The sequence below is a fragment of the Metabacillus sp. GQ13 genome (assembly GCF_059758525.1).
The window spans coordinates 276680-291779 of sequence record NZ_JCAXET010000002.1 but is presented as its reverse complement, the minus strand read 5'-3'; the positions used below and the strand labels follow the sequence as shown (position 1 = coordinate 291779).

At 34.1% G+C, this 15100-nt stretch carries 12 protein-coding genes; 3 read left to right on the top strand and 9 right to left on the bottom strand.

Annotated features, from left to right (window positions below):
• The first annotated feature begins 27 nt into the window (after nt 1–27).
• The 3 genes from AC6CHR_RS03505 (at nt 28) to AC6CHR_RS03495 (ending at nt 3683) form a co-directional block, all read left to right on the top strand.
• The gene (locus tag AC6CHR_RS03505; protein ID WP_498247100.1) at nt 28–729 is read left to right on the top strand and encodes a polyphosphate polymerase domain-containing protein; all 702 of its coding nucleotides are present in this window, start codon (nt 28–30) and stop codon (nt 727–729) included.
• Between the two features lie 23 nt (nt 730–752).
• Nucleotides 753–1436 carry a DUF4956 domain-containing protein gene (locus AC6CHR_RS03500; protein WP_498247099.1) on the top strand — a complete coding sequence of 228 codons (684 nt, stop codon included), beginning with the start codon at nt 753–755 and terminating at the stop codon, nt 1434–1436.
• Nucleotides 1437–1568: 132 nt separating this feature from the next.
• Nucleotides 1569–3683 (top strand): carbohydrate-binding domain-containing protein, encoded by a 2115-nt coding sequence (locus AC6CHR_RS03495; RefSeq protein ID WP_498247098.1) that lies wholly within the window; start codon nt 1569–1571, stop codon nt 3681–3683.
• Here the strand turns inward: AC6CHR_RS03495 and AC6CHR_RS03490 are convergent.
• The 9 genes from AC6CHR_RS03490 to AC6CHR_RS03450 all read right to left on the bottom strand — a co-directional run bounded on the left by AC6CHR_RS03490 (nt 3637) and on the right by AC6CHR_RS03450 (nt 15078).
• Entirely contained in the window at nt 3637–3924 is a 288-nt protein-coding gene (locus AC6CHR_RS03490) for a Gfo/Idh/MocA family oxidoreductase (protein ID WP_498247097.1), read from the bottom strand. The two genes, AC6CHR_RS03495 and AC6CHR_RS03490, sit on opposite strands and share 47 nt — an antisense overlap.
• 183 nt (nt 3925–4107) lie before the next feature.
• Nucleotides 4108–5931: a heparinase II/III family protein gene (locus AC6CHR_RS03485; protein ID WP_498247096.1), complete on the bottom strand. Its 1824-nt coding sequence runs from the start codon at nt 5929–5931 to the stop codon at nt 4108–4110.
• A 136-nt stretch (nt 5932–6067) separates the two neighbouring features.
• On the bottom strand, nt 6068–7195 hold the full coding sequence (locus AC6CHR_RS03480) for a glycoside hydrolase family 88 protein (RefSeq protein WP_498247095.1): 1128 nt from the start codon (nt 7193–7195) through the stop codon (nt 6068–6070).
• A gap of 75 nt (nt 7196–7270) precedes the next feature.
• Nucleotides 7271–8881, bottom strand: a complete 1611-nt coding sequence (locus AC6CHR_RS03475) for a response regulator transcription factor (RefSeq protein WP_498247094.1) — start codon at nt 8879–8881, stop codon at nt 7271–7273.
• On the bottom strand, nt 8874–10697 hold the full coding sequence (locus tag AC6CHR_RS03470; RefSeq protein ID WP_498247093.1) for a sensor histidine kinase: 1824 nt from the start codon (nt 10695–10697) through the stop codon (nt 8874–8876). Before AC6CHR_RS03470 ends, AC6CHR_RS03475 begins: the two co-directional genes overlap by 8 nt.
• 72 nt (nt 10698–10769) lie before the next feature.
• On the bottom strand, nt 10770–12134 hold the full coding sequence (locus AC6CHR_RS03465; RefSeq protein WP_498247092.1) for an ABC transporter substrate-binding protein: 1365 nt from the start codon (nt 12132–12134) through the stop codon (nt 10770–10772).
• Between the two features lie 153 nt (nt 12135–12287).
• The gene (locus AC6CHR_RS03460; protein ID WP_498247091.1) at nt 12288–13121 is read right to left on the bottom strand and encodes a carbohydrate ABC transporter permease; all 834 of its coding nucleotides are present in this window, start codon (nt 13119–13121) and stop codon (nt 12288–12290) included.
• Nucleotides 13122–13135: 14 nt separating this feature from the next.
• On the bottom strand, nt 13136–14077 hold the full coding sequence (locus AC6CHR_RS03455; RefSeq protein WP_498247090.1) for a carbohydrate ABC transporter permease: 942 nt from the start codon (nt 14075–14077) through the stop codon (nt 13136–13138).
• Between the two features lie 380 nt (nt 14078–14457).
• Nucleotides 14458–15078, bottom strand: a complete 621-nt coding sequence (locus AC6CHR_RS03450) for a YesL family protein (protein ID WP_498247089.1) — start codon at nt 15076–15078, stop codon at nt 14458–14460.
• Nucleotides 15079–15100 lie beyond the last annotated feature (22 nt).

Here is a 15100-nt window from a genome sequence, read left to right as displayed (position 1 = left end):
CTTCTAATAAAGAAAGGAGGAAAGAACATGCCAATTCAAACCTCTTTTAATCCAAAGGGTCGTAATGAGCTGAAGCATGCTATATCTGTTGCGGAATATCTCGTGTTACGTAGTAAACTTCTCCACATTATGACCAGAGATTCAAATGCAGGTACAAATGGAAAATATTTAATTCGTTCAACATACTTCGATAATTTTGATAATAAAATTTTGAACGAGAAAAAGGAAGGGTACTTAAATCGTGATAAATTCCGGGTTCGTATATACGGGAAAAGCGATGCGATTGTCAATCTAGAACGTAAAAGTAAGCGAAATAACCTAACATTCAAATCGAAATGCAAGATAACACGTGCGGAATTTGAAAAGATGCGTATTGGAGACATTCTTTGGATGGAAAAAGACGAGAGAGCACTTATCCGTGATTTATTTTCTGAAATGAAATATCACCAAATCAAACCGAAGACAGTGGTTGATTATGAACGTGAGGCATGGATGTACCCATTTGGGAATGTTCGTGTCACATTCGATCTAAAGGTACAATCAAGCTTACAAAACACAGATATGTTCAATAAACATTTACCAATGGTAGATGTGTTAGAAACAAATTTAGTCATCTTAGAAATTAAATATGATGAATATTTGCCCGGTGTCATTAAACATTTAGTTCAGCTGTCTGACACAAGACAAGAGGCGTTTTCAAAATACCAATTAAGTCGAATGTACGGTTAAAAAACATATTAGGAGCGAAAAAAATGGATACAACTAATTTTTCAGATATTTTCAAATCAAGTTTTGTAGAAAAAACGACTTCATTTTCATTAATAGATTCACTACTTGGAATAGGAGTAGCATTTTTAATAGGGTTGTTTATTTACGTCGTATATAAGAAAACATTTAATGGTGTTATTTACTCACATTCGTTCAATATTTCATTAATTATTATGACAATGGCAACAGCTTTGGTCATTATGGGAATTAGTCAAAACGTATTATTATCACTTGGTATGGTTGGAGCATTATCAATTGTTCGTTTCCGTACGCCAATAAAAGACCCCATGGATTTAGTTTACTTATTCTGGTCAGTCATTGCTGGTATTTTAAGTGGTGCAGGATTCATTTTATTAGCTATTGTAGGTACCGTCCTTATAGGTCTTGTCATTATTTTATTCGCTAACAAAATTAAAGTGGAAAACCCATATCTATTGGTTGTAAAATTTGAAGAAAACTTTGCCGGAGAAGAAATTGAACGGATTATGAAAGAAAAAACAAAAAAATTCGCTTTAAAATCTAAATCAATTATTCAAGATTATGAGATTGAAGTGACATACGAAATTCGTGTAAAAGAAAACGATGCGGAAATTGCAACTGAAATTTCAAACATTCAAGGCGTACGTTCCGCTGTCATGCTAAGCTACGACGGAAACTTTACAGCGTAATCAAGTCGAATCCAACTGAACACAAAGTGTGACTCAAAACCAAAGTTTGAGGTGTCAGACCATTTTGAGTCACCCTCTTTCTTATCACAAAATGGATCACTTACGAGACTTATAAAAAGGATGATTAATAGGATGAATGATAAAGTTAATTGGTTCTTGCCTGTATTGTTTATGACTGCTTTAATCATCAGTGGTTGTAGTAACAATATGAAGACAAGTAGTACAAAAGTAGATGAACTTGTAAATAATCTAGTTACTTATGACAGCGATGATATCTATACAGACTGGCAAGATGATGATGTCACCTTTATTCAGTTGACTGAAACAACGGCAACTGTGGATGAAAATGAAGGCGTGATTGTTGAAGGTAATCAACTATTAATTCGAACAACCGGAACTTATGTTGTGGAAGGAACGTTAGAAGATGGACAAATTATTGTAGATGCAGAAGATGCTGGCACTGTTCGAATCATCTTAAATGGTGCGACGATCCATTCTTCAACAAGTGCACCTATTTATATAAAGCAAGCGGATAAAACAGTGCTTTCCCTTGAAGAAAATACAGAGAATGTTCTTTCTGATGCAACAGAATACGTTTATGAAAATGAAGAAACAAGTGAGCCAGAAGCAACAATTTTTAGTAAAGACGATTTAACCATCAACGGCTCTGGAACATTAAAGGTACAAGGAAATTTCAATGATGGGATTACAAGTCGAGATAACTTAAAACTTACAGGCGTTAATCTCGACGTTACATCTGTTGATGATGGTATTGTCGGTCGAGATTTATTAGCTATGAAAGATACCACTGTTACAGTAGTAGCAACTGGCGATGGTGTGAAGGCTTCAAACGATGAGGACGAATTAAAAGGAAACATCATTTTGGAAAGTGGTTCTTTAACTGTTCAAGCAAAAGGTGATGGCGTTCAAGCTGAGAAGGCAGTTACTGTAGTAGACGGTGAATATTCCATTGAATCTGGTGGCGGTAGCCCAGAAACAATTGAGAGCACTTCTGAATTTGGTGGTTCTTCCGGTAATCCAGGAGAGATGTTTAACCGTGATGGTGCTGAAGATGGAACAACTGAAAGCAAGCCGCAAATGCCAAGTGAAGAAGGAACAACAGAAGGTATGCCTGAAAGACCAAACGAAGGTGAACGACCCCAAATACCAACTGATACAACCACGGAAGAAACAGAATCAGAGGATACAGTCAGTACAAAAGGGATAAAGGCTGGTACTGACATGAATATTGCTGGTGGAACATTTACAATTAACTCCCTTGAAGATGCACTTCATAGTGATCAAAATCTATCTATTTCTGATGGGAAAGTACTTATTTCTACTGGGGATGACGGAATTCACAGTGATGCAGATGTAGCGATTAAAGGCGGAACAATTGATATTGAAAAAAGCTTAGAAGGTATTGAAGGTAGTAATGTTACAATTTCTGACGGTAACATTCATGTTCATGCAGAAGATGATGGAGTTAATATTAATGGTGGTAGTAGTGAGTTTGGAATGCCTGGTATGGCTATGAAAGTTCCCGGAGCTTCTGAAGGAACCGATACAACTGAAGAAGCGACCACTGCTGAAGAAACAACTGAAGATGGTCAATTATTAATCACAGGTGGCTACTTATATGTAAATGCAAATGGTGACGGACTAGATTCAAATACATCTATTAAAATGACGGGAGGAACGGTTCTGGTTTATGGACCAACTTCATCTGGGAATGGCTCTCTTGATTACGATCAGTCCTTCAATATTGAAGGTGGTATTTTAGTTGCTGCTGGTAGTAGTGGTATGGCGCAAGGTATATCTGAAGATTCCACTCAAAGCGCTATTATGATGACATTCTCTGAATTCCAAGAAGCAGGAACAAATGTATTCGTGGAAGATAGCGGTGGCGAACAAGTATTTGCAATCACCCCTAAAAAGGACTATCAAAGCCTTTTAATTAGCACACCGAATCTACAAGATGAACAAACTTATACCCTTAGCTCAGGTGGCGTCTTAACGGGCGAAAATGTAGACGGATTGTATGATGCCGCAGAATATAAAGAGAGCTCACAATCTATAGAATTTACATTATCTACTGTGATGACGTACTTAAACGAATCCGGTGTAACAGAAGCTCAATCAAATGGTATGTTTGGTGGTAACCGGGGTGATCGTAAAGGTATGGAAGAAAGAAATTCATTTAAGACAGAGCAAAACTCACAAACTGAAGAGGGACAAGGTAATTAATCATCCATGACCATAAACAGTCGCACAAACTAAATGAAAGTTTGTGCGACTGTTTTTTATAGCAAGGCTGTTTTCGCAAAGATTCTTTTTTACAGGTATCTATCCTATCTATCATTTTCAAGTACTCTTCAGAATTCAATGCCTCAGGCTTATCAACATAAACTGGTTTTTCGTCATTCGCACACATTAGTGTATATTCCAAGTGAGATGCAGGTGGTGTTGCTATATAAATAGTATCCACAGCAGAGTCCTGTATTAACTCCCAAGCATCGACATACCTTTTTGGTACCTGATGTCGACTAGCTTAATGACAGCAACCAGATTAGAATATTTGGCATTTTGAGTTCCTTGACCACTTTTTACTTCTGTTACATCACCACAACCAATAATTTCCTATCTTATTGTGTTCCCATTATCCATTCCTCTACAAAAATTTAAATTTAAATTCTATATGACATACTTTCTTCGGATCTTTCACTATAAAATCAAGAAGTAACAGCCCTTCTCTTTCCCCAAAGTGATTTATAAAATTTTCCTCCTTGATGATTAATTCTATTTGATCACGGTCATATTCCATTATTACTTTTTGATTACCTTCCAATATGACTCCTAAAGGAACTTCGGTAATTTTAAGTACTGGAGTAATAAATCGTTCAACAATTGAATTTGGCTTTACTAAGAATTGATAAAAATCTGCCAAAATCAATTCTGGCTTCTCATCCTTTTTCCAAGTAAATCTTCTAACTAACTTTTCAAGTGATTTAAGAGAATATGCGTTTGTTAAGTCTATTTCCAAACTATCAATATCATTCTCTATAGAAACCTCTGTAATTGTTGCAAAGTGAGAGACTCCCTCAGCCTGAAATTGATTATTTATAATTGGAACGGAATGCCCCTGTGAACCATTACATAAAAATGTATAGCGCTCTTGACCAAAGTATCCATCACAATACATTCCACTTCCCAGGTCTTTTAAGAAAGATTCACCATTAGCTTGTAGGAGAAAATGACCAATATCATTATGATTATGTGGCTCATCATTATGCCCCCCTTTACAAGCAAAAACGTAATCATTATTTCTTGAATTAAACCATTGAGAGTCTCTAAGATAATAAGTTGCATTTGACCAAGGATTTCCTTTATCATACTCATCAAACCAAAGTAAATTTCTAAACGCCGGAGCCCATCTACTACAATGATCTTCAGTATAGGGAGCACGAAGTTCAATTTCTGGAACTTCAAAGTCCCGATACATTCGTTTTAAATAGTGACTTATGCCAAGAAAGACGGCAGCTTCTTGAGTTGAATCAGAGAAATTAACAACTTTGTTCTTATGAATAAAACACTTTTGTTGAAAAAGAGCAATTTGATGAATTTTTTCTGAGTGAAACAAATCAATAGCATTAGCGGTTTTTCCTTTCAGCAAATCAGCAAAATAGATATAAAAACCAAATCCATATTGCCAATATCCATACCCTTCCAAACATGCACCATCATTGTTGAATCCTTTTAAGTAATATTCCATTGCATTAAGAACACGTTCTATAATAATAGAAAGCATCTCTTCATCCTGTATTAAATGCATGGCAGCTGATCCGATTGAACCAGCACAAACAGCTGCCCAGTTATGCGTCGATGTTTCCCATTCGAAGTTTCCTTGATTGTAGAACGGTAATAAGACCCTTTGATATATTTCTTCAACCATTCGCTTCTTTATTAATGGATCAAGAAAGTTCTCTGTTAATTTATAAATTTCACTCAGTGTAAATGCTGTTTCAGCAGAAAATAGATCGATTGAATAGAACGATTGTTGAAAGTTTTTGGGGAGAAAGTCATCAATATTCGTTTCCATCTCAGGTCTATTCTTTAAATGTGCTGGTAAACACCAAGTATACTCATTACAGATTGACCAGATTGTATTTTGCAACTCTTCTAAGTAAATAGAATGATCTGGTTCTAGCAAAGCCATGATAGCAAAGGTATTAAGTCGCCTTCTTTTAGAAAAATACATATTTTCATATTCTAGACGTGATCCTGTATCTCTAAAAAGAATGAACGTAGAAAATAGTAATTCTTGAGCAGGTTCACTTAGTAATCTATTTGCTTCTATCCTAATTTCTTCAAGTAATGGTTGATAAGAGTTTTTTTCATTTATTGAAGTAAACCAATTGTCCTGTTCTTCTTGATTTGAAAATAAAAGGGAACATTTATTTTTATCTAGTAATTTTCTAATTTGATCAGATTTCATATACCGCAGTATTCACCTCAAAGTTTGCAATTATTTAGAGTAATCCTATTCCAGCTAATCCTGAATTTATTTATTTTCCTTTATCTAAATTATAGATGGCAACTGATATACTTACTTCCTATTCATTTTCAATTAATTACCAAAATAGCTCCTTATGACCTTTTAAGCTAGACAAACCTTCTACAAAAAAGTAGTCACCATAGATGAGTGGTACATTGATATTTTTCCCTTCTGGATAATGGCTTGTCCCTGAGAGGATCAATCCTTCCTGATCTGGATTTTCCCAATCACCATAATTCTCATATAAGGATTTAAGGATTTTAACACCTGCATCTTTATAGATCCCAACTTCAGTCGGTGCTACATATTTAGCTAGTAAGAGTAGTCCACATGCTGCAATAGCTCCAGCTGATGAATCACGGTATTTCGTTACACCCTCCGGAAGTCTAAAATCCCAATGAGGAACACCATCCTCTGGTAAATTGGCAATAAAGAAATGTGAGACATTTTTAGCCGCTTGTAGATACTTATCCTCATTTGTATATTTAAACAGTAAAGTTAATCCATATACCGCCCATGATGCACCTCTAGACCAAGCAGAATTGGAAGCAAATCCTTGCCCTCCAATCGCCTCAACCTTTTCACCAGTTTCTGGATCAAATCGAATAATATGATGGACTGAACCATCTGTCCGAATAAAGTTCTTTAAAACGGTTTCTCCATGTTTTTTTGCAACAATGCTAAATCTTGGATCCCCCGTAACCTCTGTTGCCCAAAATAAGATCGGTAAATTCATTAAGCAATCAATAATCGCCCATCCAGAATTATCTTCCCCTTCATACCATGGATTCCAGGCACGAATATAATTACCTGAGGCATTAAACCTACCCATTAGTAAGTTCGCAACCAAAAGAGCACGTTTTTTTGATTCTTCTTCTCCTTGAAGCTTATATCTCGCAACACTTGTTAATGTCCACATAAAACCCATATCATGATCAAGCTTATAATAATCAGTTATTACTTGATCTAGCCTATCTTCACACTGTTCTGCTATTTGTTTTAATGATTCATTTTTCGAATCACGATATACTAACCAAAGTTGTCCTGGCCAAAACCCTGCCGTCCACCAAGAGGGTTCTTCCAATTGGTAAGCGCCTTCAATACTAGCATGTGGAAAATTAGCTCCAATCGATTTACTCGTTCTTTCAACTTTTTCATTAACCTTTTGCCAAGCCTCATCTACCCATTTTATATTGTTAGACATTCAACCACCCTTTTCTTTCTTCTGAACTATTGATCGATAATAAATAAACTATTGAACTATAAGATAGCAATCCCTTTAGGGTCGATCTCCCCTAAATTCAATTGGCGTAACACCAACCATGTTTTTAAATACCTTGATAAAATAACTTTGATTATCATAGCCTAAGCTTTCACAAATTTTCCCCACTGGTTCAATCGTTTGTTCAAGTAATTCTTTTGCTCTAGTTATTTTCGTCTTCGTCACATATTCTACAAACGTTTCTCCAACTTCCTTTTTGAACAAACGGCTAAAATAACTAGGATTCAGATAAATGTAGTTAGCTACTTCATCAAGACTTATTTTCTTTTCTAAATTAACCGAAACATAATTACAGGCTTCAATCACTTCTTTCCGGCGTGATTTAGTTGTTATATCTCCTACAACAAATAGAATCGCTTCAAAATAGTTTGTTAACCAGTTCTTTAACTCTTTTAATGAATCTATACAATGAATTTTTTCATGAAGGACCTCATCTGAATAGTTTGCATCAAAAAGATTAAGAGTTTTTAGTCTCAGCTTTAGATCCAATAAGAGTTTTAATATCCAATCTTTTACAACTTCTGATGGGACCTTTTTTTCCTTGAAAGTGGTTATCCAACTTGTCACAGTAGTAACTACCTTTTTACTATCCCTCTCAATGATTAGCTGTCTAATCTCTACCGATGCTTTATCATACCAGACGTATAAACTTTCAGATAATTCCCCCTCAACTTGTTTATTTTCAATTCTACCCATATTCATATAAAAACGTTGATTTGTACAATTCAATAAATCTTCTAACTCTTTTTTTAAAGCTGGTTGGTCATCAAATATATCACCAATAATAAAGGATACTGCGATATTTAGATTATCTAATAATGCCTTTTGAATTTTGTGCATACATTCATATGCTATGCCAAAGCAGTCTATTTTTACGTTTGAGCTATAATGAAAAAAAACAAATGATTCTTTTATTCCAAAAGTAAAATGGACTGAGTTTTCACCATGTTCCCTAAGCACTTCTCCAATTACATTTTGAACCGAAAATACTAATGTATCTTCAGATATAAAAAATTCTATTGCTTTTCGAAAATCTTGTATAAAGCATAAAGCAGGAATAAAAGATCGTCCTTTTAAATCTAAACCAAAAGAATTAGCCTCTTTAAACCATTCAGTTTTGTTATATATTGGCTGAAATATTGTCTTCCTAAGAAAATCTCGTTTCATTGATTCTTTATTACGCCCGACGATATTTTCTAACTGAAATGACTTTATTTTATGTTGATTTTCGATTTCAAGATTTTCTTTTAATTTTATTAATACTGAACTCAAGTCTTCCGGATTAAGAGTATCTTTTAACAAATAATCTTGAACATTAAGTTTTAAAGCCTGTTGCGCAAATTCAAATTCATTGTGACACGTTAAGATACACACTTGGATCGTTGAATTGTTTTCCTTGATGTGCCTTGTTAACTCAATTCCATTCATTTTTGGCATTCCGATATCGGTAATTAATATATCCGGCATTTCCTTTAAAGCACACTGCAGTGCACTAGCACCATTTTCATGAACACTTTGAAGTTCTAAACCAAGTTGTTCCCACTCAATTGTTTCAGACAGCAACTCTAATACCGGATAATCATCGTCAACTAGCATCACTTTAAACATTAGGACTGTTACCTCCTCTTGAAACAAGCATAATCACCTTGGTTCCGATTCCTTCTTCGCTACTAATACTCATGCTAAAAGATTCACCAAATGTCATTCTCATTCTTTCGTATACATTCGATAAGCCAATACTTGAGAATCCAATCTTACTTTGTATGCTGGTAAAGTCTTTTTGAATAATAAGATGTTCTCTTGTTTTATTTAATGCGCTTTCATTCATTCCCTGCCCATTATCTTTAATAATAATCACGAAATCATTTCGATCGACATTCGCTTCTAACGAGATAATCCCTGAACTCTGATTTAAACCATGAATCATTGAATTTTCAATAATTGGTTGCAAGATAAAACGTGGGATTTTCTCTATGTATGAAGTAGACGAAACATTTATTTCTAGATCTACTTTTTCTTTTTGACGCATATTCATTAAAATGACATAATCTTTTACGATCTCAATTTCTTCTTTAAAGGAAATCATCTCTTTATCTTTATCTATTGTCATTCTTAACAATTTTGATAAAGAACTAATCATATTTGCACTTTCTTTGTCACCTTTTCTCAACACTTTCATTCTGATAGAATTTAATACATTGAATAAAAAATGTGGATTTATTTGGGCTTGTAACATAGCAAACTCTGCTTTACGCTTCCTTGTTTGATTATCTGTTATTTCTTTGATCATCTCGTTGATTCTATCGAGCATTTGATCAAAGGAGTTTGCCAGTCTACCAATCTCATCTCTACTTTGTATATTTGATCTTACTTTTAAGTTTCCACTTTGAACGGTTGTTGCTACATTGCCTAAATGGACGAGTGGTTTTGTCATCGTTTTTAGTATATAGGTTAATAAAAGGAAAAAAAGAATAAATGAAATCACTTGAGCAAGAAATACTTTATTAAAAATCGAATTTATTTTATAAATCGCCTGTTTATAAGGATTTAATGAGACAATTTTCCATCCTGTATAGGAAATATTATGATCAGTAATAAGATAATCCTTATTAGATATTTTTATTATATCAGAGGAATCACCCTGCTCTATTTTTTCCAAGTAAGGAAAAGAATGACCAATCTTACCATTATCACTATGTGATAAAATTTTATTAGAATCATCGATTATCATCATTTCCTCATTGCCAGGCATACTATCAAAGGCTTGTTTGATTTCATTTTCCATTATTGTGACAATTACATAACCATATATCTTTAAGTTAGAGTCTCTTAATGTTCTCGCTACCGAGATTTGATAGGGATTACTCTCTTTTTCAGACTCAAAAACAGTAGGCTGACTACCAATCCAAATGGCTTCATATCCATATACTTTTTTCAAACCTTTAAACCAAGACTCTTCAAATAATTTTACTGGATTATAATCACTTTCAGCATAATTCGTATAATATTTCCCGTTTTCTAAAAGGATTGTGACATAGGACTTTTCCCCAAGTAATGTTATATTTTCAATTGTTTTCACTACCTTACTTTGTTCCATGTAGTTTTGGTAGTCCTCGTTAGGTACATTATGATCTTTTTGTTTTATTGTTGCATTCTTTTTTAAGATTGTATTTATTTCCGAATCAATTTGAACAAAGTTTGCAGCATATAGCATATCATCAAGCAATTTTGTGACATACTCACCTGCTAATCTTAACTCTCTATTCGCATTAGAAATAGCTTGTTCTTTCATCGCATCTTTTGTTAAATAACTATTAATAAATAAGGTTATTATAGCCGGAATTACTAAACATATGACTGATGTCAAAATAACTTTAAAACGAAAAGATCGGGGCGACAGCTTTTGCTGTATCCGAATCCACATAACCAACCTCCTCTAAACGAAAAAGATCGGGGCAGAAACGGCTTACGCCCCTCCATTTATCATATCAAACTATTACTTATTATTATCGATTATTTCTTGAACTCGTTCTTGTGTGACTTTTATTGTTGCATCAATATCTTGCTCATCAAAAATCAGTTTTTCATATTCTTCATTTATAACTTTATAGAGTTCCGCTTGATAGGGAACTGGCGGAATGATTTTTGAAGACTTAGCACTTTTCAATACATTAATTAATGAAGCTCTGTCTACTTTTTCTGGATTATTTGTCCCCTCTAAAATCCCGTCAATAAGTGAACCTAAATCATCTTCACTAACACCATTCCAAGAAGGAATGTTTTTCCCCTGTGCAATTTGCCCTTCTGTTGTATACCAGCGGATAAAGGTATAGGCTTCTTTCTTATGTTCTGAGTTTGCAGCAACAGACATAAAATCTGTTGTAACTGGAGTGTATCCACCTTCGTCTCCAGCTTCATTCTTTGGATAAGGTGCAACTGCTACATTAAAGTTTAGCGGAAACTGATCAGTGCCTCCAAGTTCAGTATTCATCCAGCTTCCAATTAGGATAGTACTAGCATCTTGGTTAAAGAATTGTGTACGATAATGAAGCTTTTGTGACATAATATCGGTATATGGCGTTGCTGACTTGTCATCCTTTTCCATTTTCAAACGCATTTCTAATGATTTACGGAATAATGGATTTTCAATATTTGACGTTCCATCAGCTTTTACAAATTCAGTATTATCTTCTTCACTGGCAAGTGCTAATTTCATAAATTCCATCCAACTACCATTTTGCGGACCGTGAAAATATGTTCCATAATGTTCGTCAGTTGTTAGCTTTTTCGCATATTCCATATATTCATCCCAAGTCCAATCCGTTGGTACTTCAAGCCCAGCTTCTTCTAAATGATCTTTATTTAATAAAACGTACCAAGGATTGAATTTTCCAGGAAGAGCATAATATTGATCATTTAATATTGTGTCTACCTTATATTCTTCATTTAAGGTATATCCTTCTTCTTCAATAAATTCATCAATCGGTGCTACCATCCCTAAAGCTACACGTTGAGCATAACTAGCTGGATCACTAAACATTAGGACATCTAATTGTTCTCCAGATGCTGCGGCTAAATCTAACTTTTGAATCGCTTCTTGAGAATCTCCCTTTTCGCTAAGAACGACTAAATCTATATCAATTTTAGGGTGCTCTTCTTCAAATGCTGCGATTGTTTCCTTCCAATTATAGCTAGCTTCATTTCCATGAGTATGGAACTTAATTGTAACTGCCTCATCTGCCTTACCACTTTTATCTTCATTTGATCCTGATGCACTTTCTCCCCCAGCTCCAGAGCATCCTGCTAATGCACCAATTAACATACTAGATGCAAAAATGGTTGACCAAATTTTTTTCTTCATAATTATTCCCCCTTTTTTTTAATAACTTCCACTTCCTATCAAAAAAGAAAGCCCTTACAAGTTGAATTATAGCAAAGGCTTTTCTCTATGGAATGGAATTTTTTTTACCTATATTAAGAATTATTTGACATTAGTTTTTTAATATTCTTATTATTAACCTTTTACTCCTCCTAGAGCAATACCATCAATAACTTGTTTTTGACCAATAATAAACACGATTAGTAGTGGAAGAATTGCAGAAACAGCAGCCGCCATTATGAGAGAATAGAATTCTCCATTAATTGTAGTGAACTTTTGCATAGCTAGCTGAATTGTATAAAGAGCATCTGTACGTAAGAAAATTAAAGGATTCTGGTAATCATTCCATGTCCAAATAAATCTTAAAATAGCGTAAGTTGCAACAGCTGGGCGAACAATAGGTAAAGCTATTGACCAAAATATCCTCCAATGACCTGCACCATCCATCTTTGCTGCATCGATATATTCATTATGAACACCCATAAAAAATTGACGAAGCATAAATGTACCTAACACACTAAAACTACCTAATAGAATAAGTCCTAAGTGACTATCAAATAATCCAATATTACGGTATAAGATAAACTGAGGGACTAAACTCGCTTGTGGTGGAACCATGTATGTTGCCAAAACAATAAAAAACAACCATTTACCTGCTGGGAAATTCACTTTAGAAAATCCATAAGCAGCTAAAGCAGATACAGTACATGAAACAAGCGTTGTTAATACCGCCACTTTAATAGAATTCCAATAATAGATGTAGAATGGAGATTCCCCAAACCATACTTCCTTATAGTTATTAAATCCATTCCACCTCTCTGGAATCCATTGTATTGGAAATTTAAATACATCTGCTTCTATTTTAAACGAAGTAGATAACATCCATGCAAAAGGTAATAGAAACAAAATACTAACGAAAAGGACAATAATCGTTATCATCATTTTTTGTACATTTATCGGCTTTTTCATAAATTTTCCTCCCCTCAATAATTAACCCATTTCTTTTGGCCGATCCATTGGAATATCGTGATTAAAAAGACAATAAGGAATAAGATCACAGCCATCGCAGATGAATAACCAATATCTAAGTTTACAAAAGCAGTATCATACAAATGCCAAACTAGCATACTTGTTGAATGCAATGGACCACCTTTTGTCAAAACAGCAATTAAATCAAACACTTTAAATGTTGAGATAATTCCAGTGATTAGCAGAAAAAATGAAGTAGGTGAAACCATTGGAAAGGTAATTTTACGAAACTTGACCCATGAGTTTGCCCCATCCATATCCGCAGCTTCATATAATTCCTTAGGGATCGATTGAAGACCTGCAATATAGATAATTAAATTGAACCCTACAGAAATCCATATTTGAATGAACATGACAGACAGTAAGGAAAATTCTGGGTCTGCAATCCACTTGGGAGGATTATCAATTCCTAATGACATCAACGTTTGATTAATTGGACCAGCGGAAGGATGAAATAAAACTTGCCATACAACTGCAATTGCCACAACGCTTGAAATATAAGGCATGAAAAACGCAACTTTAAAGAAACTCTTCATGTAAACGCTTTTATCAATAACAACAGCTAAAACTAAGGAGATAATCATACAGATTGGTACTGTAAATAAAAAGATTGCATTGTTTAATAGAGATTTTCTAAACACTTCATCTGCTAGCAAGTTTTTAAAATTACTAAAACCTACCCATTTTAATTGATCGATGCTCTGAATGAATTTCCAATCGGCAAAACTTAATATGAATGTTGCGAAGATTGGAAGTAATACTAAGATTGAAACACCAATGAGCATTGGTGATACAAATAGAAAACCTGCTAATTTTTCACTTTTTTCTACGGCTGACTTTTTCCTTTTTGAATAATTAACCTTTGAGGATCTTGATATTTCTGACTTTGAACTCATAGGCCATCACCTCTCTTTGTAATATAGTTATATTATATAGAACATAGTCACCAATCTCTTAACGGTATCTTGATGATAATTGCAATAATTTTTACTTTCTTTATAAAAATGTGTATCTTTTAAATGAAAAATCCACTTTTATAATATTTTTACCTTTTGATGAGCAGTTGGCATATATATATTTAACAATCAGAAATTATAAAAAAGACATTCTATTCTCTCGTACCTCTTTTACGAGAGAATAGAATGTCCGTTTTACGGTAACATACAATGAAATGATACTCGTTCAAATACGATGTTGATTTTTGCCACAGTCGGAAGATGAAATCTACTAATCTATTTATTATCGTTTGTTAATCTAACTTATCAAGTTCATCTTATTAGTCTAGTACCGGATTTATACTTTTAAAGATTGAATGAGAAAAATACATAAGAACAAAACTTAAACCACTACCAAAAAATAAAATAGCTATTCCTGGATATAACAAACTTATTAATAATCCCGTTCCAACTGCAAGGATCATCATAAACGTGCGGATTGGAAAAGATGTCCCCAGTAAAAAAGCTGATTTGAAATAATGAAGAATAGTGCCTTCAAAATGAACATACACAGGAAATATATAGATTAGGACCACTGTAAAAACGATTGAAATGATGATGAAGCACGCTAAAAGGAAATAGTGGAGAAGTCCTTGCATTGAACTGATCAATACCCAATCGATATACATAAAAAGGACAATAAATAATAGTGAAAAAGATAATATATTTGCCTTTTTGAACTCACGTTTATAAATTGACCAAAACGAAGAGAAAATCGCAATATTGTTCTCTCCCATAATCCACTTACGAACAATCGAGAACAAAGCTACTGTTGATGGAGCTATTCCCAATATAATAAAGCCTATCAGTGTAAAAAACACCCATAAAAGATTGATATATGCTAATTTAGCAATCCAATCACATCCTTTATATAAGCCTCCCATCCAACCATTTGATTCCATGTCACCTCTCCATTCATCAAGC